At 61.5% G+C, this 26,350-nt stretch carries 27 protein-coding genes and 3 pseudogenes; 12 read left to right on the top strand and 18 right to left on the bottom strand.

The window, feature by feature from the left end; genetic code table 11:
• Positions 1-45 precede the first annotated feature (45 nt).
• Positions 46-216, top strand: coding sequence for a hypothetical protein (locus J6497_RS27595; RefSeq protein WP_225707415.1), 171 nt, complete (start codon positions 46-48; stop codon positions 214-216).
• Here J6497_RS27595 and J6497_RS27590 read toward each other — a convergent pair.
• Both J6497_RS27590 and J6497_RS27585 read right to left on the bottom strand, forming a co-directional pair.
• Complete coding sequence (locus J6497_RS27590; protein WP_225707414.1) at positions 213-692, bottom strand: RES family NAD+ phosphorylase; 480 nt, start codon at positions 690-692, stop codon at positions 213-215. The two genes, J6497_RS27595 and J6497_RS27590, sit on opposite strands and share 4 nt — an antisense overlap.
• Complete coding sequence (locus J6497_RS27585) at positions 674-1,348, bottom strand: Xre family toxin-antitoxin system antitoxin (RefSeq protein ID WP_225707413.1); 675 nt, start codon at positions 1,346-1,348, stop codon at positions 674-676. Before J6497_RS27585 ends, J6497_RS27590 begins: the two co-directional genes overlap by 19 nt.
• Here J6497_RS27585 and J6497_RS27580 point away from each other — a divergent pair.
• Positions 1,342-1,731 carry a transposase gene (locus J6497_RS27580; protein ID WP_312010370.1) on the top strand — a complete coding sequence of 130 codons (390 nt, stop codon included), beginning with the start codon at positions 1,342-1,344 and terminating at the stop codon, positions 1,729-1,731. The two genes, J6497_RS27585 and J6497_RS27580, sit on opposite strands and share 7 nt — an antisense overlap.
• A 1,094-nt stretch (positions 1,732-2,825) precedes the next feature.
• On the opposite strand, the gene J6497_RS27575 is transcribed toward J6497_RS27580, so the two are convergent.
• From J6497_RS27575 to gorA, 4 genes and pseudogenes are all read right to left on the bottom strand, one after another.
• Positions 2,826-3,242, bottom strand: coding sequence for a hypothetical protein (locus J6497_RS27575; protein ID WP_225707412.1), 417 nt, complete (start codon positions 3,240-3,242; stop codon positions 2,826-2,828).
• A 93-nt stretch (positions 3,243-3,335) separates the two neighbouring features.
• Positions 3,336-3,908, bottom strand: a complete 573-nt coding sequence (locus J6497_RS27570; RefSeq protein WP_225707411.1) for a hypothetical protein — start codon at positions 3,906-3,908, stop codon at positions 3,336-3,338.
• Between the two features lie 209 nt (positions 3,909-4,117).
• Positions 4,118-4,823, bottom strand: a pseudogene (locus J6497_RS27565) (glutathione S-transferase family protein).
• A gap of 226 nt (positions 4,824-5,049) precedes the next feature.
• Positions 5,050-6,525: a glutathione-disulfide reductase gene (gene gorA / locus J6497_RS27560; protein WP_225707440.1), complete on the bottom strand. Its 1,476-nt coding sequence runs from the start codon at positions 6,523-6,525 to the stop codon at positions 5,050-5,052.
• A 374-nt stretch (positions 6,526-6,899) separates the two neighbouring features.
• Here gorA and J6497_RS27555 point away from each other — a divergent pair.
• A pseudogene (locus J6497_RS27555) lies at positions 6,900-7,298 on the top strand (integrase core domain-containing protein); the annotation flags it as partial.
• On the opposite strand, the gene ccoS reads toward J6497_RS27555, so the two are convergent.
• From ccoS to J6497_RS27510, 9 genes are read right to left on the bottom strand one after another with little or no spacing between them, the layout of a single operon-like run.
• Positions 7,295-7,489, bottom strand: a complete 195-nt coding sequence (gene ccoS, locus J6497_RS27550; protein ID WP_225707410.1) for a cbb3-type cytochrome oxidase assembly protein CcoS — start codon at positions 7,487-7,489, stop codon at positions 7,295-7,297. The pseudogene J6497_RS27555 and the gene ccoS sit on opposite strands and share 4 nt — an antisense overlap.
• Complete coding sequence (locus J6497_RS27545) at positions 7,486-9,765, bottom strand: heavy metal translocating P-type ATPase (protein WP_225707409.1); 2,280 nt, start codon at positions 9,763-9,765, stop codon at positions 7,486-7,488. Before J6497_RS27545 ends, ccoS begins: the two co-directional genes overlap by 4 nt.
• A 48-nt stretch (positions 9,766-9,813) precedes the next feature.
• On the bottom strand, positions 9,814-10,611 hold the full coding sequence (locus J6497_RS27540) for a DUF2189 domain-containing protein (protein WP_225707408.1): 798 nt from the start codon (positions 10,609-10,611) through the stop codon (positions 9,814-9,816).
• 5 nt (positions 10,612-10,616) lie between these two features.
• A complete protein-coding gene (locus J6497_RS27535) occupies positions 10,617-10,859 on the bottom strand; it encodes a hypothetical protein (RefSeq protein WP_225707407.1) in 243 nt (80 codons plus the stop codon).
• The gene (ccoP, locus tag J6497_RS27530) at positions 10,856-11,737 is read right to left on the bottom strand and encodes a cytochrome-c oxidase, cbb3-type subunit III (RefSeq protein WP_225707406.1); all 882 of its coding nucleotides are present in this window, start codon (positions 11,735-11,737) and stop codon (positions 10,856-10,858) included. The genes J6497_RS27535 and ccoP overlap by 4 nt, the downstream gene beginning before the upstream one ends.
• Positions 11,728-11,898 (bottom strand): cbb3-type cytochrome oxidase subunit 3, encoded by a 171-nt coding sequence (locus J6497_RS27525; protein ID WP_225707405.1) that lies wholly within the window; start codon positions 11,896-11,898, stop codon positions 11,728-11,730. The genes ccoP and J6497_RS27525 overlap by 10 nt, the downstream gene beginning before the upstream one ends.
• A 2-nt stretch (positions 11,899-11,900) precedes the next feature.
• Positions 11,901-12,632 carry a cytochrome-c oxidase, cbb3-type subunit II gene (gene ccoO, locus J6497_RS27520; protein ID WP_225707404.1) on the bottom strand — a complete coding sequence of 244 codons (732 nt, stop codon included), beginning with the start codon at positions 12,630-12,632 and terminating at the stop codon, positions 11,901-11,903.
• A gap of 3 nt (positions 12,633-12,635) precedes the next feature.
• Positions 12,636-14,294, bottom strand: coding sequence for a cytochrome-c oxidase, cbb3-type subunit I (gene ccoN, locus J6497_RS27515; protein ID WP_225707403.1), 1,659 nt, complete (start codon positions 14,292-14,294; stop codon positions 12,636-12,638).
• A complete protein-coding gene (locus tag J6497_RS27510) occupies positions 14,291-14,584 on the bottom strand; it encodes a thiamine pyrophosphate-binding protein (protein ID WP_225707402.1) in 294 nt (97 codons plus the stop codon). The genes ccoN and J6497_RS27510 overlap by 4 nt, the downstream gene beginning before the upstream one ends.
• Before the next feature lie 303 nt (positions 14,585-14,887).
• On the opposite strand from J6497_RS27510, the pseudogene J6497_RS27505 reads away from it, so the two are divergent.
• Positions 14,888-15,230, top strand: a pseudogene (locus J6497_RS27505) (NADPH-dependent FMN reductase); the annotation flags it as partial.
• A 238-nt stretch (positions 15,231-15,468) separates the two neighbouring features.
• On the opposite strand, the gene J6497_RS27500 reads toward J6497_RS27505, so the two are convergent.
• The gene (locus J6497_RS27500; RefSeq protein ID WP_225707401.1) at positions 15,469-15,984 is read right to left on the bottom strand and encodes a Dps family protein; all 516 of its coding nucleotides are present in this window, start codon (positions 15,982-15,984) and stop codon (positions 15,469-15,471) included.
• 184 nt (positions 15,985-16,168) lie between these two features.
• Positions 16,169-17,764: a GMC family oxidoreductase gene (locus J6497_RS27495; protein WP_225707400.1), complete on the bottom strand. Its 1,596-nt coding sequence runs from the start codon at positions 17,762-17,764 to the stop codon at positions 16,169-16,171.
• A 791-nt stretch (positions 17,765-18,555) separates the two neighbouring features.
• On the opposite strand from J6497_RS27495, the gene J6497_RS27490 reads away from it, so the two are divergent.
• From J6497_RS27490 to J6497_RS42530, 8 genes are all read left to right on the top strand, one after another.
• Positions 18,556-19,437 (top strand): LysR family transcriptional regulator, encoded by an 882-nt coding sequence (locus J6497_RS27490; protein WP_225707399.1) that lies wholly within the window; start codon positions 18,556-18,558, stop codon positions 19,435-19,437.
• 236 nt (positions 19,438-19,673) lie between these two features.
• Positions 19,674-20,279: a sulfite oxidase-like oxidoreductase gene (locus J6497_RS27485; protein ID WP_225707398.1), complete on the top strand. Its 606-nt coding sequence runs from the start codon at positions 19,674-19,676 to the stop codon at positions 20,277-20,279.
• A complete protein-coding gene (locus J6497_RS27480) occupies positions 20,239-21,018 on the top strand; it encodes a ferredoxin reductase (RefSeq protein WP_446479932.1) in 780 nt (259 codons plus the stop codon). Before J6497_RS27485 ends, J6497_RS27480 begins: the two co-directional genes overlap by 41 nt.
• Before the next feature lie 46 nt (positions 21,019-21,064).
• Positions 21,065-21,574 carry an OsmC family protein gene (locus J6497_RS27475; protein WP_225707397.1) on the top strand — a complete coding sequence of 170 codons (510 nt, stop codon included), beginning with the start codon at positions 21,065-21,067 and terminating at the stop codon, positions 21,572-21,574.
• Between the two features lie 759 nt (positions 21,575-22,333).
• Positions 22,334-22,996, top strand: a complete 663-nt coding sequence (locus J6497_RS27470) for a peroxiredoxin-like family protein (protein ID WP_225707396.1) — start codon at positions 22,334-22,336, stop codon at positions 22,994-22,996.
• 152 nt (positions 22,997-23,148) lie between these two features.
• Complete coding sequence (locus tag J6497_RS27465) at positions 23,149-23,340, top strand: LysR family transcriptional regulator (protein WP_312010369.1); 192 nt, start codon at positions 23,149-23,151, stop codon at positions 23,338-23,340.
• 502 nt (positions 23,341-23,842) lie between these two features.
• Positions 23,843-24,364 carry a GNAT family N-acetyltransferase gene (locus J6497_RS27460; RefSeq protein ID WP_225707394.1) on the top strand — a complete coding sequence of 174 codons (522 nt, stop codon included), beginning with the start codon at positions 23,843-23,845 and terminating at the stop codon, positions 24,362-24,364.
• A complete protein-coding gene (locus tag J6497_RS42530) occupies positions 24,361-24,702 on the top strand; it encodes an SUMF1/EgtB/PvdO family nonheme iron enzyme (RefSeq protein WP_512699962.1) in 342 nt (113 codons plus the stop codon). Before J6497_RS27460 ends, J6497_RS42530 begins: the two co-directional genes overlap by 4 nt.
• A 106-nt stretch (positions 24,703-24,808) precedes the next feature.
• Here J6497_RS42530 and J6497_RS27455 read toward each other — a convergent pair whose 3' ends face one another.
• Positions 24,809-26,245, bottom strand: a complete 1,437-nt coding sequence (locus tag J6497_RS27455; protein ID WP_225707393.1) for an MFS transporter — start codon at positions 26,243-26,245, stop codon at positions 24,809-24,811.
• Between the last annotated feature and the right edge of the window lie 105 nt (positions 26,246-26,350).

Raw genomic sequence — 26,350 nt, 5'->3', positions numbered from 1 at the left:
GGTTGCCACCTGTCGTTTACGTTGTCGCGCTACGATATCCGGCGCATGGACAGCGACTACGATCCCGAGCGCGAAGCCGAGGCGGCGATGAAGCTGGCCGCGGCGACCGATGGCCTGGAGCGGCAACGCTGGATCAGCTTGGCGATGGCGTGGCAGGAGCTCGCCCGCGTGCGGCCGCCCTCGATGTCCGGCGCCGGCACCGAAGAGGCGGCCTAGAACAGGCGCGGGTCGAGAACAAACGGTTCTACCGAGACGAGGGAGATGCGCGGCGCCGCGTTGTGATTGTGGTTGATCAGAATATTCACGTCAGGGGACTGATCGACGGGAACGATGGCGGAAGGAACGCGCAGCAAGGGCGTCGACAATGTCTGATGCCACTGATCGCCCCGCTGCTGCGTCCAGCCTTCCTGCTGCCGCCAATCAGCCGGCACGTCATTCAGGGTAAAAGCCTCAACGGCAAGATCGTCGGGTACGTCGTAACGCACCATCATCAGAGCCGGCAGAAGCGTTGGATCCTCGATGTGGACCAGCTTCTCCAAAACGCAAAGAGCAGGGGACGTGCTGCAGTACGTAACTGGATGTCCCACCGTATTCCAGCGCCCATCGAAAAGAAGGCCGTAGCCACCATCGAATGCCCTTGCATGTGCCACTCCTGACAAGCGCCAAAGCAGCATCAGGCGGCGGCGCCCCATGCGATCTTGCCCAGAATGGTCTCGACGACGCGCGCGCCGGCCTCGGTCTGAGCCACCGCCAGCGGCGGCTCGCCGTGAAGCTCCGCCAGTGGCCGGCGAAGCCACACATTTGCCTTAGCGACATCTCCGAAGGTGTCTTCGGCAAGTGTCTGCACGCGCAGAAGTCGGACAGCCCGGTCAGATTCTTCGATGGTGAGCGGTTGCTTTTTCTCGGCGCGATGACGGCGTGTGCGCTGGGGAATGACGAACTGTTCGATTTCTTGGTCGCTAAGTCCGGCCTTCGACAGCCCTTGTAGTGCGGTCAAGGGCAGTCGTTTTCGAACCGCCAGCGCGAGGTCTGCCTGGGAGCGAACGAACCCACCAAGGACCGAGCGTCCACCAAGCTTTCTCGCGACAATTTCGACTATCGACACAGGGGCCTCCGTGAGCTGCGGCAATGTGCCGTATAAATAGCGGCAAACTGCCGGATTGCAAGAGCTACTGTCGCCCCTGTCGGACGCAGGGGTGTCGAGCGACTGCTGGAAGTCGTCGCCAATACAGCCGATGGCCGGCTCCCGGAGGGGGCCCCCCGTGCGTGTCTTGCGGCTCTCGGCAGCGAGTTGCGGGCCCTGAAGGCTCAAATCCTTGAGTTCGACCGACGCATCATCGCCTGGCATCGATCAAGCACGACGAGCAAACGGCTGGACGCGATCCCTGGCGTCGGGCCGGCGCTGGCGACGGCGCTGGTCGCGAGCGTTGCCGATGCCAACGCCTTTGGGCTCTGCCGAAGCAGAACTCAAGCGGGGGCAAGGACAAGCTTGGCAGTATCAGCAAGCAAGGCGATCGCTATTTGCGCAGCCTGTTCACGGCTGGCGCGCTCGCAGTGATCCGCTATGCCAAGATCCATGGCACCGATCATCGGCTCTGGCTCACTCGATTGTTGGTCCGGCGCCGCACCAAGGTCGCCGCGATCGCACTCGCCAACAAACTCGCCCGGATGGCTTGGGCGATGATGGCCAGGAACGAGCGTCACAAGGAACCCGCCGCTCTCGCGGCGTGAATGAGATCACACGGGAAGACCCGGCGTGACGTAACGGTTGGGAAGGCGAACAGCACGTAATGCAGTGCTGGTCGATCCGGCGATCAGGACAACCCACATGGGCCACAGCATCATCGAATGCGAGGTATTGACCGGGACCTGATCCGCGGAGGGCATTATGGCCAGCGGTCATGAGTACCGCACAAACAGGCCGAACACATGGCTGCTCCGACCGCTACAAAGTGAAGATTCATCTTGCCAACCCGGAGCCGTCCACACATGGCCCATAGCTGACGATCCCTTCGACCATCCGGGATGTCGGCTCGTCGGCGTAGAGCGGACATAGCCTAGATCGATCGTGATCGTCCCCGACCCACGACAACGAAATGAAAAGCCCCGCCATCGCTGGCGGGGCTTTATGTGTTTCAGGCTAGGGGACCTACTTTGCCCCGATGCAGCGCCGACCAAAGTACGTCCGCTATGGCTCCTGCAAGTGATTGAAATCGCAGATACGGATTTTGCAAACCATCGTTCGACTGGGGCCAGGCGAAGCCGGCCTGATCATATCTTGCAAGTTTCTGGCCCGGTTCTCGCCGGGCCGGCGATGTCCCGCTGGGACGGTGGTTGTGGCGACCTCGGTCAATCGGCTGGTGGCGGCTCGTCTGCACTCCGCTGGACACGTTGAGGCGCCCGACCCGGACATCATCATGAGGCGCTACGCGACCTCGGAAAGGACCATGACGCCAGCGATGGCATCAGCAGGTCAACTAAAGGTCGAGGCTAACAATCATATGCCAGCCGCGCTCGCGCCGTCTCCGCAACCCCGACTAGCTCCGACGGCACGAGCGCTACCGCCGGTGGAGAGTTTAAGGGGGGAGCTTGATAATAAACCGCAATTAAAGGGACGATTGACTTTCCCAGTCGGGAGGGCCGAGGAACTCAGTCACCCGCGGTGTGAGCTCAGCGGTCCCGCCGTGCCAAAAAACAGCCGCGCAGGAAATTGGTTTTCGCCTCCGCATAAACAACACGTCCGGCCGATAGCCGGCGACGCGACCGCGGAGGCTATCGGCGGCAAGCGGACGCGCCCGCTCGATTTACGCCCGGCGTCGTGGCTATCAGGCCACGTCCTCGATCACGAGCTCTCTTCCCTCGAACGAGATCGTGTCACCGGTCCGCTTGCCCGCCAACTCCGCGTAGATCGGGGCCTGGGTGGATATGCCCATGACCTCCCTGCCGTCACACACAAACTTGCCTGTCGACACGGCGATAACGAAAAACCGTCCGCCTAGTTTCACGACGGCGCCTTCCTCGACCTTGCTCTTCGGCCCGAAGTCCATCGCCGCGAGTTTCTCGATCTTGTCGGAGTGCGAGTGCACTGTGTCGTCGAACGCTTCGGACAGGTCGCTCGCGAGCTCCGCTTGCGCTTGCTCGTCGTCCTCGATCGGCTCGCTTCTATCGAGCCGGGCACTCCCGACATACTCCAGGTATTTCTCTCTCGCGCTTTCGAGGTCGCGCGCCTCGAGCGACAGCATTGTTTGCTTCACTATCTGTTTGTTCATCTCACGTCCTTTGTAAGAGGCGCCGCACGGTCCGAGACACCACGAGCAAGCCCGACAATCGTCCGCTCATTCGTTGTCGGGCACGTCGGCCCCCTGGTACGGGACTCTCTCAAGCCTTGAGTCTCGCAAGATGCTGGTGACCAGCCAAACATAGGATTGCTCCGCAGTGTCGAATCCGAGCATCGAAAACGACTGTCCGAACGGGCACGGGGGGAAGTCGGGAAACCCGATGCGCAGCACAAATCGTTCCGGGTCCCCGTCGAATTCTACCTTGAAGACTTTCCGCAGACCATATCGGTTCGCCATTTCGTCGCCATTGTCGTGACGTGTGGGGCGATTCGCGTTTAGCTGTTCGTAGAGTTCTCGCGAGCACTCCTGGTCCAAGGCATCAAAGGCGTCGATCAAAAGGCCCTTGCTGCCGGCCTTCCGGTCCGCGATCGCATAGATGTTTGAACCGTCCCCCGCATCGGGCGCGCTCTCGAACCTCATCGCGCCATCCACGCGCGCGTCGCCGGCGGCTACGGGCTTGTCGGCAGTCAGGTCGTAGAGCTGGCCTTCCCTTATCCGGTATTCGTGGTCGTAGCCGCGTCTTAGGAGATCTGAAACGGCCTCGACCATGTCCTTCGCGTCGAGGTTCATCTGCACTCTCCTTGATTTCGCTGCGCTCAGGCCGCCACGGCAAGTGTACTAGTTGACACAGGAATAAACTTGCGAACGCGAACGTCGCACGACCGGTGGTCCCCGTAGACACGCCACACCGAACGCTAGGTTTCGTGCCAGGCGTTGGGAAATGCCATGCTGTTATCGTTTCCATTCCCCCAATTGCGACAGGATGAGACCTGGCTGCCCTAGCCCTCGGTCGCGGGGTAGTTCGACCGGAAGAGCGCACGCCTCGTTTCCTCGTCGTTCACCTTCTTGAACTCGTGATCCTTTCCGACCGCGCCCGCCCTCGTGACCGCAGGGCGCCCGTCGATCGCGGTGAACCACCGCTTGACGTTCGGGAACGACGCCAGGGGATCGTCTGCGCCCTTCATCACACTGGAGGCGCGATCGATCCAACCCCAGGCGGACATGTCGACGATCGTGTAGTCGAAACCGACGATATAGTCACGGCCGGCGAGTTGACTGTCGAGTACGCGATAGTGGCGCTCCGCTTCGCGGCGATATCTGTTGACGGCGTAGTCGAGGCCATGGGGGCTGCAAACTGGAAATGCACGGCCTGTCCCGAGAAAGGCCCGAGGCCTGTCCCGAGGAAGAAAAGCCACGACAAAAGCTCAGCCCGGTCGGCAGGCTGTCCGAGGAAGCGGCCCGTTTTCTCGGCGAGATACAGCAGAATGGCGCTCGAGTCGAAAACCCGCGCCTCTTTGCCGCCCGGCCTTCGGTGTCGACGATGACGGGCACCTTGCCGTTGGGATTGACAGCGCGAAATGACGGCTGGTGTTGCTCGCCCTTGCTCGTGTCGACCGGCACCAGCTCATACGTGAGCCCGGACTCCTCCAAGAACAGGGCGACCTTGGCTGGATTAGGCGTCGGGTGGAAATAGAAGCGGATCATCGCGCTCACCTTCACGATTTCAGACTGACTGCGCACAAGAGCCGCGCAGGGCCGACGGGACCGCGGTCAGGCGGCCGGCGCGACATTTGCCAGCGCTTTCGCCGCTACGGAAATGGCGCAGCGTTATCGATTCCATTCCCAGCCACTTGAGGCCGGCAACCTATATTGAGGGGCTCGGCGACCCGCAATGTTCCGAGTGGGCCCTTTCGGGTGCGAGCCGGTGGCCTCAGGGGGCGGCGCTTGGGACGATCGGGATCGAAGCGTCGCGCCGATCGTACCGCACCGTCGGAGTCTGCATTGCGACGATCTCCTCGCTGATCGTCGGGTGCACGGCCATGACCGACACGAAGTCTTTCATGGTGGCTCTGCTGCCAACGGCGATCGCCAGCACCTGGATCATCTCGCTGGCCTCCTCAGCGAAGATGTGGATTCCGAGGATCCGGTCCGTCTCGCAATCCACAATGACCTTCAGAAGCGAGGCCTCGCAATCGCCCGTCACGGCGGCCTTAAGCGGCCGGAAGCGGACCTTGTAGACGTCGACAGCAGGGTATTGCGCCCTCGCTTCCAGCTCGGTCAGGCCAACGGTGCCGATCTCCGGGCTGGAGAAGACCGCGGTTGGCACATTGGAGTAGTCGACCTGCCAAGCTTTCTCGCCGAACACGCTGTCGGCGAACGCGTGGCCTTCGCGGATCGCGACGGGCGTCAGGTTAAACCGGTTCGACACGTCACCCACGGCGAAGATGCTTGGGATATTCGTGCGGGAGCTCGCGTCGACAACGATTGCGCCGTCTGCCCCAGTCTTGACCCCAGCGCGGTCCAGTCCGAGCGATGTCGTGTTCGGGGCGCGCCCGAAGGCTAGTAGCACCTGGTCGGCCACCAGCCTCCCGCCCTGTTCGGTGATAACGTCGATTCTTCTCGGGCGGTCGCCGCCGCCGACGTGCCCGTCCCGCCGCTCCAGGCGGCGGATACTGTCGCAAAGTATCAGCTTGATGCCACGATTCGTGTAGGATGCGGCGACCGCCTGGCGCACGTCCTCGTCAAAGCCGCGCAGAACATTGCTTCCGCGGCAGACGACGGTGACGTCGCTTCCCAACGCAGCAAACAGGCCAGCGAACTCCATCGCGATGTATCCGGCGCCGCCGATGACAAGCTTCCTCGGGAATGTCTTCAAGTCGAAGATGTCATCCGAGGTGATGCCGAGCTCGATGCCGTCGAAGGGAGGCAGTTCGGGCCGTGCGCCTGTCGCAATCAGGATCGTGCGCGCCCGTACGCGACGGCCGTCTTTGAGGAGGCGCACCGAATGCGCGTCCTCGAGCACAGCGCGAGATCTCACGACCTCCACGCCCGAACTTTCTTGACCGGCGCCGTAGAGTCCCTCCAGGCGCGTGATCTCGCGGTCCTTCGCGGCGACCAATGACGGCCAGTCGAAATGCGGGACCGACAAGCGCCAGCCGAATTCCGCAGCCTCGTCGAACGTGTCGCTGAAACGACTCGCGTAGACAAACAGCTTCTTCGGCACGCAGCCGCGGATGACACACGTCCCTCCCAGCCGGTACTCCTCGGCGAGCATCACTTTCGCGCCATGTCCCGACGCCACGCGCGCAGCGCGGACACCTCCTGACCCGCCCCCGATCACGAACAGGTCGACGTCGAATTCCGCTGCGGGGGAAGTCGCTGAAGCCTCGGCCGCCGGTCTTGACACGCCTGGGGGGCCCTGCAATGCGTTTGTGTCGCTCAAGTCAGGCATCCAATCCATTCTGTGAGGGCGGTCGAAATGCGTGCGCTGATCGCATTGTCCGTGCGCGCGTTGGCAAACGTCCGCCTAGACCAGCACTCACTCTGGATTCGAACGGCCGTGAGTCCTAGCGCACACCATGCCACTTCGGACTCAGGGCATCGTGTTTTGGACTTTCGGCTCAGCGCATCCGTCGACGATCGGCGCGGCCGTGCGGCCTCGCTCAGGAACCACGCCCGCTTCTCGGCCGCGTCTATGTACCATTCCAAGAGGCTTGTGGTGGCAACGTTGTCCGGCTCGTCGCAGAGCTTGTGCGGCAGCCGCATCGAGGCTGCCAAGGCTACGCCGTGCTCACCGACAACGGCATTCGGTTCGCCGACCTGCCGCCCAAAAACCGCGAGGGACCTACCGCCAGATGGCGTGGCCATCCATTTGATCGCGCCTGCCGGAGCCATAGCATCGAACATCGCCTGACGCAGCCTAATCACCCCTGGACCAATGGTCAGGTCGAGCGAATGAACCGCACACTCAAGGAGGCGACCGTCCGGCGCTATCACTACGAGGATCACCAACAGCTTCACGATCACCTCGCTGCGTTCCTCGATGCCTACAAGTTCGCCTAGCGATTGAAGGCTGTACAAGGCCTCACACCATATGAGGCCATCTGCAAAGCCTGGACGGACAACCCCGAGCGATTCAGACACAATCCAATCTACCTCACATCGAGACTGAACAACTAGTTGCGGTGACTCGGCTTGTCCTCGTGCGCTCGGGCTATGTCGTCGGGCCCATCGCGGTTTTCGAACAGGATTCGTTCGGCGGCGCCCGCAAGATCGTCATATTGGCCACTTCGCAGCGACCACATGAACGCGCCAAGCGCTATGGCGCCGAGCGCGAGCGCAACGGGAATCAGGAAGAAGTAGTCCGTCATCGGGCTTTCTCCATCGCAAGCAGCTGGCTTGAGATATCGCCAGCGGGCGCACCCGCGCGCGGCTCCTTGCGCGAGCGCCAGCCATGCAGCCGCAGGGCATTGGCGATCACGAGCAGTGACGAGGCCGACATCGCCACCGCCGCCACCAGCGGTGTCACATGGCCGAGGATCGCGATGGGCACCGCAATGGCATTGTAGCCGATGGCGAGGATGAGATTCTGGCGCACGAGCTGCCGCGCATTGCGCGCGACCGCAATGGCCTGCGGCACCGCGAGAAGACTGTCGTGTAGGAAGACGAGGTCGGCAGCATTGCGTCCGACATCGGCGGCGGTGGCTGGAGCCATGGACGCATGGGCGGCGGCGAGGGCAGGCGTGTCGTTGAGACCGTCGCCGACCATCAGCACGCGCTGTCCTGCTTCCGTCAGATCAACGATGTGTTTCGTTTTGTCCGCAGGGGAGACGCTGGCGCGGTAGGCAAGTCCGAGATCCGATGCGAGATGGCGCACCGGTTCGTCGCGGTCGCCGGACATGATCTCGACGCGGCACCCTTGATCAGATATGGCAAGCACGGCCTCACGGACGTCCGGGCGAACATCGCTGTCGAAATGGAAGGCCGCGCGCTGCCGCCCGTTTTCGGAGAGGACAACGTCGGTGGTGGCCGACTGTTCGGCTGCAGCCGTCAGCGCCCAGTCCGCCCGGCCGAGCCTGTAGGTCGTTGTGCCGATGGTGGCCTGCATTCCAGCGCCCGGCTGCTCTGAAAGATCGTTCAGCGCCACGGGCGTGACGGCATTGTCGCGTCCCGCGGCGGCCAGCGCGCGCGAGCAGGGATGGCGTGAATGGGCCGCGATCGAAGCGGCGATCGCCAGCGCCGCAGGATCGATGTCATTGCGGTTCATGAGCCGCAGCCGATCCATGGTCAGCGTTCCGGTCTTGTCAAAGATTGCGGTGTCGACTTCGGCGATGCGCTCCAACGCGCCACCGTCCTTGACCATGACGCCGCTCTCGAACAGACGCCGCGCGGCAACGACCTGCACCATGGGCACGGCAAGGCCGAGCGCGCAGGGGCAGGTGATGATCAGCACAGCGATGGCGATGCTTGCCGCGCGATGCAGGTCGCCTTCCACGATCATCCAGCCGATGAATGTCAGGAGCGCGGTGAGATGCACGACCGGCGCATAGAGACGCGAGGCGCGATCCGCGATGCGCCGGTAGACCGGGCGCCCGGCTTCGGCTGCTTCCATCATCCGTACCATTTCGGCGAGGAATGAATTTTTCGCGACAGCCGTCGCGACGATGGTGAGCGGGCCGGTTAGGTTCAGCGTACCCGCGGACAGCACCGCGCCCGGTGCAACCGGCTGCGGCAGGCTCTCGCCGGACACCAGCGCGCAGTCGATCTCCGATTGTCCTGTTTCGACGCGGGCATCGACCGGCACGCGCTCGCCCGTCGCCAGCAGGATGTGCATATCCGGCTGGATCTCGTTCACCGGCAGATAGGCGTGTGTGCCGTCGTCCTGCACCACCAGCGCGCCGCGCGAGGACAGGCGGGCCAAGCCTTGGACAGCAGTTCGTGTGCGCGCGCGCATCATGTGATCGAGCGTGCGGCCGATCAGCAGGAAGAACAACAGTGAGATTGCGGCGTCGAAGTAGGCGTGCGCTTCGTGATGGAACGTCTCGTAAAGGCTCATGCCGAAGGCAAGCAGCACGCCGATGGAAATCGGAACGTCCATGTTGGTCTGGCCATGACGTAACGCGCGCCAAGCCGAGGAAAAGAATACGGGGCCCGAATAAATCAGCGCAGGGAAGGCGATCAGTGCGGAGATCCAGTGAAACATGTTGCGGATCGACGCTTCCGCGCCGGACCATACCGACACTGACAGCAGCATGATGTTGCTGGCGGCGAAACCTGCCACCGCGAGCGCGCGGATCAATTCTTTCAGTGTCTCGTCGGTCTCGTCCGCGCCCGCATCGTGAAGGTATGCATCGTAACCGATGTTGTTGAGTGTCTCGATGAACGGTGCGGGCGGTTTGTCCGCCTGCCAGCGGATTGCGACCCGCTTGGTGGAGAGATTGACCCGCGCTTTTTCCACGCCGGGAAGCGCGCCGAGCGCCGCTTCGACCTTCTGGATGCAGCCGCCGCAGTGAATGCCCGGCACCGAGAGGTCAGTCTGGCGGACGCCGTCGCCGATGATGCGGCTTGCGAGCAGCACTTCCTCATTCGCGGTGTGGGGATCGACCATCGCGAGAGCGAGTTCAGCGCCGGGCGCACAACAACTCATCGGCACTCCGTTTCTGCACGTCGCCGGCATTCCGCCGGCGGCGTGTCGTTATATTGCGGCTTCAACCGCCACCGCGCGATAGGCGTGCCAGGTGCCGTGCCCGAGCAGGGGAAACACGATGATCAGGCCCAGCATTCCGGTGGCGAGGGAGAGCAGGAACAGTGCAAGCACAATGGCGCCCCAAGTCAGCATCACGGGCAGGTTGTTCCAGACCAGCGCCATACTCGAGCCCATGGCGGTGAGGGCGTCAACGCGCCTGTCGAACATCATGGGAATTGAAAACGCGCTGATGGCAAACGAGAAGGCCGCGAACAGTGCGCCGATAGCGCTGCCGACAATGAGCATCGCCCAGCCGACCGGCGTGGTGAACAGCATCGGTGCGATATGCTCGAGACCGGGAAACGGCACCAGGCCGAAAAACAACGCGTAGATGATCACCGCCGCGCGCATCCATGCGATCATCAAAAGGCACAACAGGACGCCCACGAACAGGATCTGTCCGCCGCATCGCGGCCTGACGAAGATCATGTTCGCGAGATTGACAGGCAGGCCGGCGGCGAGGCGGCGGCTTTTTTCATACAGGCCGATTGCGAGGATCGGGCCCACCACCATAAAGCCGGCGAACGCGGGAAATAGGATGTAATCCCACTCTAGGCGAAACAGGCCGTCGACAATCGCAACGGACGCGAGAAAGATCAGCAGACCGTAGCTCAGGCTCGTCATCGGCTGCACGGTCAGGTCGTGCCAGCCTTTCGTAAGCCATGTGAAGGCATCGGCGGGGACAAGAAAGCGATGCCAGCGGTTTTTTGTGGGAAGCGGAGGCAAGACGGTCGGGATCATGGTCATGTCGATCATTCCACCTGCGCTTTGGTTGTCATGGACGGTTTAGATGAACATGACGAGGTCGCCGCGCTGAAGCTATTGGTGCCGTTGCCTTCGCCGTGCCGGAGATGAGCGACGCAATCCGGCTGTGAGGATACAGCCACGTAAAGCAGATGCGCATTGGCGGCGGCGAACACGATCAGTCCGAGGCCGATCGACAGCCAGACGATGGACTTCGCCTTCCCAGCATGGGATGCCGCCGCGCTGCTCATGGGGTGGGCATCCTCTGATCGAAAAGGTAGAGCGCCAGGATCTTGCGATCGAGCGGTGTCAGGCGGCCCTCCCATGACGGCATGTGGCCCTGCCGCCCGTTCCACAGCGTGTTCGTGATCGTCTGCACGTCGCCGCCGTAGATCCAGAACTTATCAGTCAGGTTCGGTGCGCCCATGTCACTGTTGCCCTTGGCGTCCTCGCCATGACATGCGGCGCAATTGGCGGCGAAGATCTCCTTGCCGGCGTCCACATCGCTGGGCTTCGCGGTCTTCGCGGTGGATGGATCGGAGAGCGAGCGCACGAACGCCACCACCTTGTCGACGTCGGCACGCTGGAGTATCTGGTCATGGCCGAAAGCCGGCATCTGCGAGGTATGGCTGTCGGGATGTGGCGAGTTGATGCCGACGCGGATGGTCTCGGCAATGGCTTTCGGATCGCCGCCCCACAGCCATGAGGTGGTGGTCAGGTTCGGAAAGCCGTGGCCACCCTTTGCGTTGAGCCCGTGGCACACGGCGCAATTGTCGCCGAACAGGGTGCGACCAGTGTGGCGCACGGCGGTCATCAGCACAGCGTCGGACTGAATCTCCTGATAGCTTTTGGCCTCGATCTGCTTGGCCCATGCACTGCGGCTGATTGCGGCTTGCTTCAGCGAATCCCGCACGATGTTGCGCTGATCGACGCCGAGCAGGCCTTTGGTGTAGCTGACGCCGATTGGCCAAGCGGGCATCAACAGCCAGTAGCCGACCGAAAAGAGAAAAGCGATCAACAGGAAAAAGTACACCGCACGCGGAACGGGCGTGTTCAATTCCTTGATGCCGTTCCATTCGTGCCCGGTGGTGAGATAACCGGTGTAGTTGTCGCGTTCTTCTACCGCCATGGGCCATCCTCATTGTGCAGGACCGACTTCGCGGCGTGATCGAACGCCTTTTGGTTCGACGGCCAATAGGCATAGACAACAGTGGTGATCGAGAGCGCGATAAGATAGAACAATCCGAACGACTTCGAGAACCACACTAACGTATCGTGTCCGGGATCCATAATCACCTCGCAACGTCTGCGACGGTTTTGTGAGCTGCGTCGGTCAGGTGGCCGAGCACCTGGAGATAGGCGACGAGAGCATCCATCTCGGTGAGTTCGCCGGGCTTGCCGTCGAACACGCGGACATTGGTGGCTTTGCCGTAGCGTTGGGTCACGCCATCGGCATAGGGCGAATCCGGTGCGGCCTGGCCGTAGGCGTCCTTGTTCGCGTTCGCAATCATGTCGTCGGTGTAGGGCACGCCGACGGCGCGTTGGGCTTTCAAGTGCGCGTTGAGATCATCGGTGCGCAGCGTCGTGCGCAGCAGCCACGAGTAGGCGGGCATGACGGAGACGGGAAGCACATCGCGCGGGTTGTTGAGGTGGGCGACGTGCCATTCGTCGGAATACTTGCCGCCAATGCGCGCGAGATCCGGTCCCGTGCGCTTTGACCCCCACAGCATCGGATGATCGTATTTCGATTCAACCGCGAGCGAGTAAGGGCCGTAGCGTTCGACCTCGTCGCGCAGCGTGCGGATCATCTGCGAGTGACAGGCGTAGCACCCTTCGCGGATGTAGATGTTTCGGCCCGCCAGTTCGAGCGGCGTGTAGACACGCATGTCGGGCGCATCTTCCACCGTCTGGTGGATGGTGAAGAGCGGCGCGATTTCCACGAGGCCGCCGATGCTGGCCACAAGGATGATGCCCAGGGTGAGGCCGATGGCTTTGCGTTCCAGCCGATAGTGCAATCCGAACACGGCTTACTCTCCCGGTTGAAGGACGGCCTCGCCGCCGAGTGCAGGCTCCGGGGCATCGACTGCGGATTGAGGCAGGATCTTGCTCTCGGTCTTGATCGTCATCCAGATGTTGTAGGCGCCGACGATACCGCCGATCAGGAACAGCAGGCCGCCGATGGCGCGCGCGATGTAGTAGGGATGCATCGCAATCAGTGAGTCGACGAAGGAATAGGCGAGCGTGCCGCTCTCATTGTACGTCCGCCACATCAGCCCCTGGATGATGCCGGAATTCCACATGGCGAAGACGTAAACGACGGCGCCGGCCAGGGCGAACCAGAAATGCACTTCGACAAGCCGCGGCGAATACATGCGGTCGCGTTTCCAGAGCCACGGCACGATGGTATAAATCGATCCGAATGTGATCATCGCCACCCATCCGAGCGCGCCGGCATGGACGTGGCCTACGGTCCAGTCGGTGTAATGGGAGAGCGAGTTGACGGAGCGGATGGCGAGGAATGATCCTTCGAACGTGGTGATACCGTAGAACACCGCCGCCACCATCATGAAGCGCAGCGTCGCATCGTCCCGCACCTTGTCCCACGCGCCGTTCAGCGTCAGCAGCGCGTTGGCGGCGGACGCCCATGAGGGAATCAGCAGCATCAGCGAGAACGTCATGCCCAGCGTCTGCACCCATTGGGGCAACGCCGTGTAGTGCAGGTGATGCGAGCCCGCCCACATGTAGAAGAAGGTGATGCCCCAGAAGCTGATTATCGACATCCGGTAGGAATAGATCGGCCGTCCGGCGCGTACCGGCACGAAGTAGTACATCATGCCGAGGAAGCCGGCGGTGAGGAAGAAGGCGACGGCGTTGTGACCGTACCACCACTCGGTCATGGCATCCTGCACGCCGGAGAACAGCGAGTAGCTCTTGGCGCTGCCGAAGGAGACGGGCACGGCGAGGTTGTTGACGATGTGCAGGATCGCGATCACCAGGATGAAGGCCATGTAGTACCAGTTGGCCACATAGATGTGCGGTTCCTTGCGTCGAGCGAGCGTGCGCAGATAGATGGCGAAGTATACGACCCACACCACCAACAGCCAGATATCCGCGTACCACTCCGGCTCCGCGTATTCCTTGGACTGGGTGATGCCCATCATGTAGCCGGTGACGGCGAGCACGCAGAACAGATTGTAGCCGAGCAGCACGAACCACGGGCTGAGCTGATCGGGCAGGCGTGCGCGCGAGGTCCGCTGCAGCACATAGTAGGATGTAGCGATCAGTGCGTTGCCGCCGAAGCCGAAGAGCACGCTGGTGGTGTGAACGGGACGCAGCCGTCCGAAGCTGGCCCAGCCGGCATTAAAAGTGAAGTCGGGCTTCACCAGGAGCCACGCCACCCAATCGCCGATGAAGAGACCGAACACAGCCCAGATCATGGCGAGAACGATGCCGAATTTCGTCGGATCGTCGTAATAGCGGGTGAGGCGTTCGTCGCCGGGTTCAGGATCGTAGTAGACCGAAATGACTTTGAATATCCCGGCAAGCGCCGCGACTCCGATGAGCGCGCCGTGAATGCCGAGCGGATCGTCCTTGCCTGCTATGCCAAATATCAATCCGCACAGTGCGAGCCCGAGCAGGATCAATAGCGCGTACTGACGTTCAGCCTTGGTCAGTTGTCCGATCATTGTCTTGCTGCCCTCCAAAACCGGAATCGCGCTTCGGTCTGCATTGAAAGATCAAAGGTCAGGTCAAATCGCCTGGTGGGTCCGGGCGCCTGCGCCGGCCACAGCCGGCCGATCAGCTTGGCTTGGCCGGCCGCCGCCAACGCGGCGCCCTCTTCGTGCCGGACGCCGACCCAGTCTATCTTGCTCTGCCGGACGGCATCGCCCAATGGGTTCAGGGAGTCGCCGATCAAGCCGAGGACCTGCTTTACGCCGAGCTCCTCGAAGACGTCCACGAGGTCAGTACGCGACATGGATCACCTCCGCGGTTGGCCTGCTTTCGTCGAAATGGCCGCCGGGTCCGGGCCAATGCCGCGGCGTCACTGCGAAAGCCTCGCGCTCTTGCACAAAGCGGCTCATTGTACAGCAGGATTCGCTCGCGCGGTGATAACCCCGCGTTATGAATAGCATGCCCCTGGTGTATTCCGGGCCAACGCGCCCAGCAGGTACACCGCGACGTCGGGTGCGGTACGCAGCTGGAGACGTGGGTGACAACGTGCACCGCAAGCCGAACCGCTTCGTCGCCCGCAACGGCGGCGATCGTCGGAGTCGACACCGTGCCGTTCCAAATACTCGTGCTCTACGGATTGTACCGGTCGGACAGGAAGGGTATCCGCCTGGCGCAGCGCATATGGGAGGAGCTCCGATCACGTGGTGACGCGGCCGAGCTCATCGAGCCCAGGACTGTCGGCCTGCCGATCATGGATCGCATGTACAAGGAATACGCGCTAGGCGAAGCGCCCGCGCAAATGGAGGCATTAGCGACGAAGATCCGTCAGGCGGACGCGTTCGCATTCGTTGCCGGCGAATACAACTTGGGGAGTCCAGCCAGGCCTCAAAAATCTCACCGATCATTTCCTCGAGGAGTGGTTTTGGCGGCCCGCCGTCATCACAAGCTACTGAGCCGGTTGCGGACCGCCAACGCCAGCGAATCGAACATAGAGTCTGCAAACATGGCAGACCCAAATCGCGCGAGCTGCGCATCGTGCTGGACGGCCGCGTATCGATGGAGAGAACGCTCTGTAACCGTCAACAAAATGCTAATCCAAGCGAACGAGCCTAATGTCAAAGCCCAAGAGGGATTTTTGCGGGAGCATAGGCGCTCACCCGCGCTTAGCGGGTGGGCGTGCGCTCGGAGTTAAGCTCTCCCGGTCGCCTCGAACAGGAACCATGTGCGACGTTCCGCCTCGTCGATCCAGTTTTCGATTAGGCTGGCCGTGGCGACATCGCCATGCTCGTCGCAGACATTGCGGGTCTGCCGCATGCGCTTGGTGAGCGCCAGGTTGTCTTCCTTCAGCTCGGCCAGCATGTCTTCGGGTGTGACGAAATCCGCATCATTGTCCTCGATATGCTTCACCCTGGCGATGTGGCCAATCGAGCGGATCGTTGTGCCGCCGATCTTGCGGGCTCTTTCCGCGATGTCGTCCGTCATCGCGAAAATCTGCGCGGCCTGCTCGTCAAGAAGGAGGTGATAATCCCGGAAATGCGGGCCTGATATGTGCCAATGGAAGTTCTTGGTCTTGATGTAGAGCGCGAACACGTCTGCCAAGAGCGCAGAGAGGGCGGTCGAAATATCCTTGGTGGCATTGGAGCCGAGATTGCTCGGCGTGTCGAGTGGCGCCTCGCGGCGCTTTCTCGCGTCCTCGATACTCATTTTGATCTCTCCTTCAGAGTTGATGCAGTCTTGCTGTTCGCCGGGGATGGCTCTGAACAAGCAGTTTTGCGAAATAGAGTCTGCATGTTTGCAAGGACTCGGCCCTTTGACGTGAACGCGACATGGTCGGTTCCACCTTCGATGACTATCCACGTCCGGCCACGTCGGCTTGCGCCAGAGCTCCCTAGGTCCGCTTCAGATCCTCGACCAGCATCGCCGTGGCGTGGCGCGCGAGCGCCTGGGTCGGGGCGTTGGTATTGCCACTGGTGATGTTCGGCATGATCGACGCGTCGATTACCCGGAGACCATCGACCCCGCGGACCCTGAGCCTTGCGTCGACAACCGCTCGCGCATCCTGGCCCATCCGGCACGTGCCGACCGGGTGCCACATCGTCGTCACGACACGCTTCACCCATTCGCCGATCTCCGCGTCCGACTGGATGTGCGGGCCGGGATCCATCTCTTCCTCGATCACCGGCGCCAACGACTCCTGGGCCATGACCTTGCGGATCGCGCGTACTGATTCCACCGCGGCCCTCAAGTCTTCCTCCTCGCCGACGAAGTTCGGGTTGATGAGGGGCATCGACGTCGGATCGCTGTCGGCCAACCGCACCCAGCCACGGCTCTTGGGCTGAAGCACCACGAGTTCGAAGGTGACGCCCGAACGGTCGCCGGCCGGGCCGAGTTGCTCGTTCAAGACCACGGGAGAGTGATAGCATTGGATCGTCGGTTCGGCGGTGAAGTCGGATGGATTCCAGTGAGTCACCGTCTCGATGCCGTTGCCCGCCGCCGGGCCATCCTTGGTGATGAGATAACGCAGGCCCGCCTTTATGGTGCCGAGGCCATGCGCCGCTGCCTGATAGCCAAGGTCACCCTTTACGTAGGCACGCACCGGCACCATCGGGTGGTCGTGGAGATTTTCGCCCACCCCTGGCGAATCGACGATCACCGCGATGCCGTGCTGGCGCAGCTGCTCGGCTGGCCCGATGCCCGAGTGCATGAGGATCGTCGGGCTATGGACGGTGCCGGCCGACAGCACGACCTCGCCGGCAATGATCCTCTCGAGGCCATTGTCCCTCAGCTCGATGCCGACGGCCCGCTTGTTTTCGATAAGAATCCGAATGACGGTCTTGCCGGTGAGAAGGGTGACGCGGCCTGAGGCGAGGTGCGGACGCAGATAAGCGTCGACCGCGCTGCACCGGCGCTGATTACCGACCGTTGACTGTACCGGCGAGACGCCGATCTGGCTCTTGCCGTTATAGTCGGGATTATAGGGAATCCCATATTCCTGGAAGGCCTTGAGGCAATATTGGTTCAGCTCGTTGATGCCCTTGGGCAACTGCACCGCCAGACCACCATTGATGCCGTGATATTCGTCGTGGAAGGTGTCGTTGTCTTCCTGCGCCATGAAGACGGGAAGCAGGTCATTATACGACCATTTGCCGGTGTCGCCGACCGCGTCCTGCCACGCGGCGTAGTCGCGTATCTGACCACGGACGTAGCACATCGCATTGATCGAGGAGCCGCCGCCTAGCACCTTGCCTGAGCGATATGCTCGCTTGGTGCCGTGCTGGGGAACCGTCTCGTATTTCCAGACATGCCGGTCGTGGGCGAGTACATTGGCGAAGCCGGCCGGAATGTGGATGAACGGATCGCGATCCATGTCGCCCGCTTCGATCAGTGCGATCGACGCATCGGTGTGTTCGGCAAGATAACTCGCAACGACGCAGCCGGCCGCGCCCGCGCCAACAATGACAATGTCGTAGGCCCCCTGGGACATGAGTGTCTTTCTCTTTCGCACCATTTTTATCGTTCAATCAACGCTCCCAGCAGGCGCCGCGCCATCGCGGTGCCTGCTTCTGAGATTGATTGGACGATGCTTTCGCAGAATGACCTTGCAATGCCAGCGAGGGAAATCACCTCTGGCCATAGAGTCGATAGACGATCGTTATTGCCGCTCGCCGCCCGGCGTGATGTCGTAGCGAGGAATGCCATGAGCCAATTGGCACTTTCGAAACCCACGTTGTTATCCTGCAGAGCGACGCCTAAGCTGCGTTCAGTTGCTGAATCGGCGATCAATGCCGTCGCGGCCTACGCGACTGGTGCTGTGAGATTCGGGACGTGAGCCCGAGAAAAGCTCTTAGATGGTGTACGCGAACGGCAAAAGTGCGCAGGGCGCGGTGGGTCACTCATGATCCCCATGAATAACTCAAACGCATTTTCACGATCTAGCGCTCTTCGACGAATTGGTCATTTTGCGCGCCGACGTACTCGAAGATCATTCAGGAGATGATGGACCCTTCGCGGAAGCTTCGGTTGAAGCGACCCTTGCCCATTGCTTTGACATCGATCGGAACACTCACGGCTCGACGACGACAGTGACCGCTAAGAAAGAGACAGCGGACGCGCCCGGCTCTACGCTCTGAAAAACGATTGGAAAACTCGCGGGATTTCCATCGCTCGAAGGACCGTGCAGCCGCGCCAACGGTATCCTCTCAAAAATTGAGAGTCTCAGAGGTGCCATTTTGGCGCCGGAACACGGCTGGGAAATTGGACAAAAATAGAGTAGCGATGAACGACCGACTTACAGCGCTGAAACTGTTTGCCCGCGCGGCGCGCGTGGGTAGCTTTTCGAGCGCCGGTCGTGAACTCGGTCTCTCTCAGCCCTCGGCCTCACGTCTTATCGCCGCGTTGGAAGCCGACGTCGGCGCGGCACTCTTCAGCCGGACAACCCGCGCAGTCACGCTGACGGACGCTGGAGCAACCTACTTGATGCGTGTGGAGGCGATCCTGGCCGCTCTTGACGAGGCCGACCACGAGGCTCGCGGCACCGGAGAGTTGCGAGGGGTGCTTCGCGTCGGCACCTCGTCGAGCTTCGTACTCCGGGAGATCGTTCCCAGGCTGCCGAAATTTTTGTCAACCCATCCGGCGCTTCGTGTCGAATTGCTGTCTAACGATCGGTATCAGGATCTCGTCACCGAGGGCATCGACGTCGCCTTCCGGTTCGGAAGCCTGCCTGACTCAAGCGCCACCGCGAGGAAGGTGATCGACGCTCCGCGCATTCTTGCAGCTGCCCCTTTCTACCTCGAAGAGCACGGCACACCGGTGATGCCGTCGGATCTCGCGCACCACGCCGTCATCATCGGCCCTGCCCATCTCTTACCGACATTCTCATTCCGCAAGGACGGGCGTGTTGCGTCCGTCCGTGTGCAAAGTCAGTTGGCAGTGACAATCACTGAAGGCGCGATCGCCGCGGCGAAGGCCGGGCTGGGTATCGTCGCCTCAAGCCTCATTAGTGCGAAGGCTGAGTTGGAAAGCGGTGCGCTTGTTCGCATTCTGTCCGAATGGGACTTCGGCTCGATGGAAGTCAATGCATTGTTTGTGAGCGGGAAGACCATCAAGCCCGCCGCGCGCGCGTTCACGGATTTCCTGGTCGCGGAGCTTCGACGCTGACTTCACGAAGCATTCCCGCCGGTTATGGATATGATAGCTTTACCCGAATGGTCGCCGAATTTAACTACTGAACGGACCTGCTGGGGCGGATGCGGCGCCGAGATCTCCCACGAATTCCAAGACTTACTTTGCGCTGCTACCGACCTGTGCACTCGTCCGAGCCGGCGGATCAATCGTTCGAGCGATCGGGACCCGATCGTGGCCAAGGCACCCAAAACGCTTCAAAGGAGTCCGCCATGATCACCAGGGGCTTTACCGGCCGAAATTCGGGAGGAGACCATTCCGATCGAATTCCGCCAGGCCAGCACCTTGTCGAGCACTTCCCTGTTCTCACAGCGGGGCCGACCCCGCGCGTTGAGACAGCGGAGTGGAAATTTACCCTCAAGATCGGGCCGAGGGCTGTTAGGGTTTGGTCCTGGAGCGAGTTCAACGCGCTGCCTAAGACCAAGATGACGAGAGACATTCATTGCGTCACAACCTGGTCGAAACTTAACACCACCTGGGAGGGCGTTACCGTCGACGACATCCTTGCCGATGCTGGGGTGGAGTGTCCCACCGATTTCGTGCTCGCGCACTGCTACGATGGCTACTCTTCAAATGTCCCCCTTGCGGACCTTGCCTCCGGAAGGGCCATGGTCGCTCTGAACTACGATGGGCAGCCGCTTCCACGCGACCATGGTGGCCCAGCTCGACTCCTCGTCCCACACCTCTACTTCTGGAAGTCCGCCAAATGGGTGAACGGGCTCCAATTCACCGAACGCGACGAAGCGGGTTTCTGGGAGGCGCGCGGATATCACATTTATGGCGATCCGTGGCGCGAGCAGCGCTACACCAATGACTGAGGGTAACGCGCGATCCGCGGTTTGGCAGACATGCGCCATCGCCAAGATCATTCAGCAAACACCAAGCATCAAGAGCTTCTTCCTGCGGCTCAGTGAACCGTTTGCGCATATCGCCGGTCAACACGTCGATGTGCGACTGACTGCTCCGGACGGCTACGTCGCGATGCGCAGTTATTCGATCGCCTCGTCACCGAGTGCCTCGAACGTCATTGAACTTGCCATCGAACGCCTCCCGGACGGTGAAGTCTCTCCGTTCTTCCATGACATTGCGGCTGTGGACGATGAAATCGAACTGCGAGGTCCACTCGGCGGCCACTTCTTGTGGCCTGAACGTGCAACCGCACCGATACTGCTGATCGGGGCGGGGTCTGGCGCCGTGCCGCTGATGGCGATGATCCGACAACGCCACGCCCTGGCGCAGGCTGTGCCGACAGCGCTGCTCCTGTCATCTCAGACGCAGCGTGACGTGTTGTTCGCCGATGAGCTGCTCTCATTGGAGATGGCTGACCCGACGTTCAAGTTGGCGTTGGCGATTACTCGAGAGACTCCGAAGCGCGCTACTGACCTTGCGCGACGCATCGATAGCGTGATGGTCGCCGAGGTAATTGCCTGGCTCCCTCGCATGCCTGCGCATGTATTTGTCTGCGGATCGAACCCCTTCGTCAATATCGCAGCCGATGGCGCGCTCATGGCAGGGTTGGACGCCGCGGTGATCAAGACCGAACGATATGGCGGCTAACGATGCCGCATTCCGTGACACGCTCAACACAGTGGAAGGACGCTCTATGACACCACAGGACAAGGCACGCAAGATCCGCGAAGTTGTCGTCGCGAGCGACCCGACTCATCATGGCGCACTGGTCGGTCATGTCGGCGAATCCGAGTTTCCTGTCGGCGGCCCGGATGGTGTCGGCCAGATATCTCCCGGTCCCAATCCTTACGACCTTCTCAGCGCATCTCTCGCTGCATGCACCGCTATGACTGTTCGTTTTCAGGCCCGGCGCCAGAAACTTCCGCTCGAGAGGGTGGAAGTGGGCGTTAGCTTCCACCACGGCGCCCACGCCGAAAGAGATTCGTTCGAGCGCACTCTCGTGCTCGAGGGAGAACTCGACGCGAAACAGCGCGCATTCTTGGTGGAGGCCGCAAACCTCTGCCCCGTTGGCGCGATTCTCGGCATTAGTGCGGATATTCATACACGCCCGGACGCCACTACTTCCGGCCACAGCGCACGCGCTCAAGCCAGCTATGAGGATGATCTGGCTGAACTCCCCATCCCATATATCAATGCGGATTGAGCCTCTCTCGTGTCGTCGATCACAGCATTTGGGATCCTGAGGCCTATCATGCCGCCTCGGCGGCGCCCAAATCGCTGTTCCCGAAACCGGGATGGTTACGACAGCCGCCGCTTAGGGGCACCCGTCCCTACCGTGGCGCCAATAACGGGTTTGGAAGCAACTGAATATTTCGTCGCCGCGGTTGAGGCTGAGCTTCTCCGCGGCTGGGCGCCAGTTGAACGTTCCTCTTCCCACGGTCAGCCGCAAGGTTGCTCATCTCAATACCCAGCTCCTGGTCCGTTCGACCCGAAAGCTGGCGGGGGTCTCCTATCTAGCCGCGCGCAAACGCATTCTCGATCAGATTGACGAAGTGCCGCCGAAGCGGCGATAGACGCTGCCATTGCGGGTATCGGCGTTACGAACGTCAACTCAGATCAAATCGTCAAGCCAGTCTCCGAGGGGAAGCTGTCCATCATCCTCCAAGATTTTGAGCCCGAACCGACCTCGGTCCATCTTATTCATGCTTGGCAGGCGCTCTTGCCATTGAAATGCGCCTCTTCGTCGATTTCGCCGTTTCGCGTCTGCACAAGTCCTTGGAGGACGACCTCGCAAAACTGAGATAAGGTCGCAGAAGTGGCACGAGGGTAAGATTGGCCCTGTGCGTCGGAGCCTCGCTCATGTCGTGCGAGAATATGCTAAACTCACTTTTGGCACTACCGCCAGACTGCCGCCAGCACGATGTAAATGGGGGGCCTGCCGATCAGGGTGAGAATAACCGCGATGCGACTCCAGGATGAACTCGATGCGGTTAGGGACGAGTGTTATGAAAACACCCCTCCGGATATTTGGCGTGTCCGCCAGGAAGCTATCGACGACCTGCTCTCATCGGGCATCGCCGAAAGAGCTATTCATGCTGGAGACCATGCTCCCGAATTCCGGCTTCGCGATCCCGATGGCAAAGCGATTTCATCCTACGACCTATTAAACAGTGGCCCAGTTCTCATTGTCTTCTACAGGGGGCGGTGGTGTCCCTATTGCACCCTCGATTTGCGGGCGATCCAGGCTGTCGCGCGGCAGCTCCGCTCATCGGGTGCATCGATCATCGCGGTTTCTCAGCAGTCTGCGCACGAGAGCCGCTCCACTGAGCGAATGAATGGCTTATCGTTCCCCAGCCTCGTTGACCGTGGCGGGAAGGTTGCTCGCGCGTTCGGCCTGCGTTGGAAGCTATCCCGAGAGTTGCGCGCCGCTGAAATAGAATGCGGTCTCGACCTTGCCGCCGTGAATGGCGAATCGAGCTGGACACTGACGATGCCAGCTCGGTACGTAATAAGTCCAGAAGGGGTCGTCGAGTACGCAGATATCAGCGGCGACCACACTCGACGCTGCGACCCCTCCGAGCTCTTTCCGATCCTTAACCATATTCGCGCACGCCTGGCGCACTGATCCTCGGCCCGGCACAAAGCGTGTCCGCCCGCCAGGGATGCCCGACGCGGGTTTCATCGCGCCAGCACCAGTGGGAACATGGCCTTAGGATATGGTGTCTCTGCGCGCTGCGTGAGCCTCATTGCCATCGCACGGGCTCATTAGTGGGGAGAATGGTTGATGGTGAACATCCAATGGAGCTCCACCAGGTTCGGTACTTTCTAGCTCTCGCAAGCACGCTGAACTTCACGCGTGCTGCGGAGATGTGTAACGTCACGCAGCCGGCACTGACCAAAGGCATGCAAAAGCTGGAGCAGAACTTGGGGGCGAGCTCATATACCGAGAACGTCAACTCACTCATCTGACTGACTTGGGGTACGCGGTGGCGCCCATGCTTGAGCGCGCACTTGCATCGACGGAGGCTGTTCGACGCCGCGCTCGTGAGTTTCAGCAAAAGGAAGTGGCTCCACTAGCTATCGGCCTCACCCCATCCATTTCTGCTTCGCTCGTTCTGGAGCCTATCGCTGAAATTCGTAAATTCCCTGGCCTCCATGTCCAACCTCGAGAAGAGCCGCCAAGCCGGCTTGTCGATATGCTGCTGGAGGGGCGATCACGGCGCGCCCTTTACGCTCTTGACGAGGTTACGAGCGATTATGGCGTCCATGTGAGCTGACTGCCTTAGCTTTTTGCAGCTATTTTTGCAAAAATGAGAGAGCTGCTAGGTCCTCTGCACAGCGAGAGCGCGGCGAGCGGCGCAACATGACGCCGGCTCGGACGAGAAGATATATGCCGCGTTGCGAGGCCTACTCTTCCCGCTTGAGGAAAGGCGAGCGAGCGATCGACAGGTTAAGGGATTGCGTGACAGGCATGACGGAATTGCGTACCGAGCGGCTCACGCTCACAGGAGTCGTTCCCGAGGATGCGGCTTTCATCCTCGAGTTGCTGAAAGATCCAGGCTGGCTCGCGAACATCAGTGACCCAGGCGTTCGCAACTTGGAAGATGCGCGCGCCTACATTGAGGACCGTCTCTCGAAATCACTCTGGCTTGTGGCTCGGGACAGATCGAGCGATCCGGTCGGAATCTATGGCTTGGTCGATCGCAAGGGCCTGCCGCATCCTGATATCGGCTACGCAAATCTTTCGCGCCATGCAGGTCTAGGCTATGCGACTGAAGGGGCGACCGTGTTGCTCCATCACGCTATGCATGTCTTGGGCCACAAAGTCATCCTGGCGATCACAAAACCTCACAACGTCGCGTCGCGGCGAGTGCTGGAGAAGATCGGCCTCCGATTCCTGCGCACCGTCCAGTTGCCCGGGCACGACAGACATTGGGTGCTTTACACGACGCAGATCGAAGAGGCGGCGGGCGCAAACGGCGTTGGGACATGATGCGGCCCTCGCCGAATCATGCCGGTTACGATCCGGATCCGCATGTCCTATGCGGTGTCACCCGCGCTCGCCTACGGGATCATGCTGCTGTTCTGACTGCTTGGGGCTCAGGGGACCGCCATGACAATTTACTCGACACGCATCGTCTTCGTCGCAAACTGGCATCACCTCACCTTGGTGGTCTTCAGCAGATGTTGGGGGATGTCTGGGAGTGGACCCGAAGCGCGTTCTCGCCATATCCGCGGTGCTGCAAAAAGGACGCCAAGAAAGGCGACAGCAGCGACTATGCCGCCACGCTGGCCATCGAGAAGGCGAGGGCGGCGCAGTGGCGGCGATGATGGCTCGGATCTTGATGGGCTTTCTCCTTCTGCATATAGGTTGGTCTTCGTTCTTCATTGTTTCCTCCCGGCCTTGCCGGCCTGCTGATTACGGACACCGAGCGGGTTAGTCTCGCGGGATGAAGTCGACGTGGGGCCCCGGCTCGATAATGAACACCGCGAGCGTGGCGAGAACGCACGCGACCGCGGCGGCAGCCATCGCCATGTGGAATCCTGAGAACAGGTGAGGACCGCCCTGCCGCAGGACGCCGCCGAGCAGGGCGATGGCGAAGAGCGACCCGGCGCGTGAGACCGCGCTGTTGACACCAGACGCGGTTCCGGCGCGATCGGGCTCGACGGAGGTGAGGACGAGGGTCGTCAACGGCGCGATCGCCAGGCTCATGCCCAGCGCCAGCAACAGGATGGAGGGAAAGATGTCCGCCCAATAGGTCGCGTTCGAACCGACACGGAGCGACATGGCGCATCCCGAGGCGGCGACGGCGCCGCCGGCGAACAATGGCAAGCGCCGGCCGAATCGGCGGCAGAGCATGCCAGCGAGCGGCGAGACGACCGTAATCAGCACTTGCAGGGGAATGAAGGCCAGGCCCGCCACCAGCGTCGGCAGGTGCGCGCCCCGGATCATCACGAACGGGATCAAGGTTAGCATGACCGTGAACGGCCCGTAGAGGAGCGCGGTGAACAGGTTTGCGCCGACGACCGACCGCGAGGCGAAGAGGGACGGGGGCAGCATGGCGTTGTCGCCTAATCGCCGTTCGGTCACGATGAGGCAGGCTAAGCCGCCCAGACCGACGATTAGCGTGACGAGCACCCAAAGGTTCAGACCGGAACCGTTGGTCAGGCTGGTCAGCCCCACGCCCAGCCCGCCGAGCCCGACTGTCGAAAAGACCGCGCCACCGACGTCGACCCGGGCGTGGCCGCTCGGGGAGTCCTTGGGTATCCACACGGCGCTGACGGCCAGCGCGCCGGCGACTACGGGCAGGAGCATCAGAAAGGTCGTCCGCCAGGACCCGTGATCGAGGATCGCGCCGGCTATCGCGGGCGCAACGCCGCTGGCGACGGCCGCGGCGGCGGACCAGATGCCGACCGCACGGGCTTTCTTGTCGGCACGAAAGGCCTGCCCGAGCACCGAAAGTCCGTTGGGCAGGATCACGGCTTCGCCCAAGCCTTGCAGGAACCGCCCGACGATGAGCGGCGCGAAACTCGGCGCGAAACCAATCGCGGCCGCGCCCACGCCATAGAGAGCTATCTCCGCGAGGAAGATCCACTTCTGTCCGAACCGGTCACCCAGAGCGCCGGTGACCAAGGTCAGGGCCGCGAGCGGCAGGAGCTCGGCGTTCATCACCCACTGCAGGTCGAGCGGCGATAGGCGCATGTCTCGGCCAATTGCCGCGAGCGCGACCGTGACGACGGCGCTGCTGACGAACACGAGGCAGCTGCCCAGGCTCGACGCGGCGAGCACCTTGGTGCTGCCCTGCGCGCCGACGGCCTTGGACTCGGAGAGCGCCAGGCCGCGGTCGGTCAGGATCAGGGACGCGCTGCTCACGACCTAATCCCTCAGGTTAGGTCGAGCGATTCGCGGCGCGTGAGCCCATTGGCCAGCAGTTTGAAGCATCGCGATGCCGGCGTTGGTGAACCCGTCCTCCGCCCG

The sequence above is a fragment of the Bradyrhizobium cenepequi genome (assembly GCF_020329485.1).
GTDB classification, from domain to species: Bacteria; Pseudomonadota; Alphaproteobacteria; order Rhizobiales; family Xanthobacteraceae; genus Bradyrhizobium; species Bradyrhizobium cenepequi.
The sequence above is the reverse complement of the archived record's forward strand: the minus strand, read 5'-3'. Positions and strand labels throughout refer to the sequence as shown.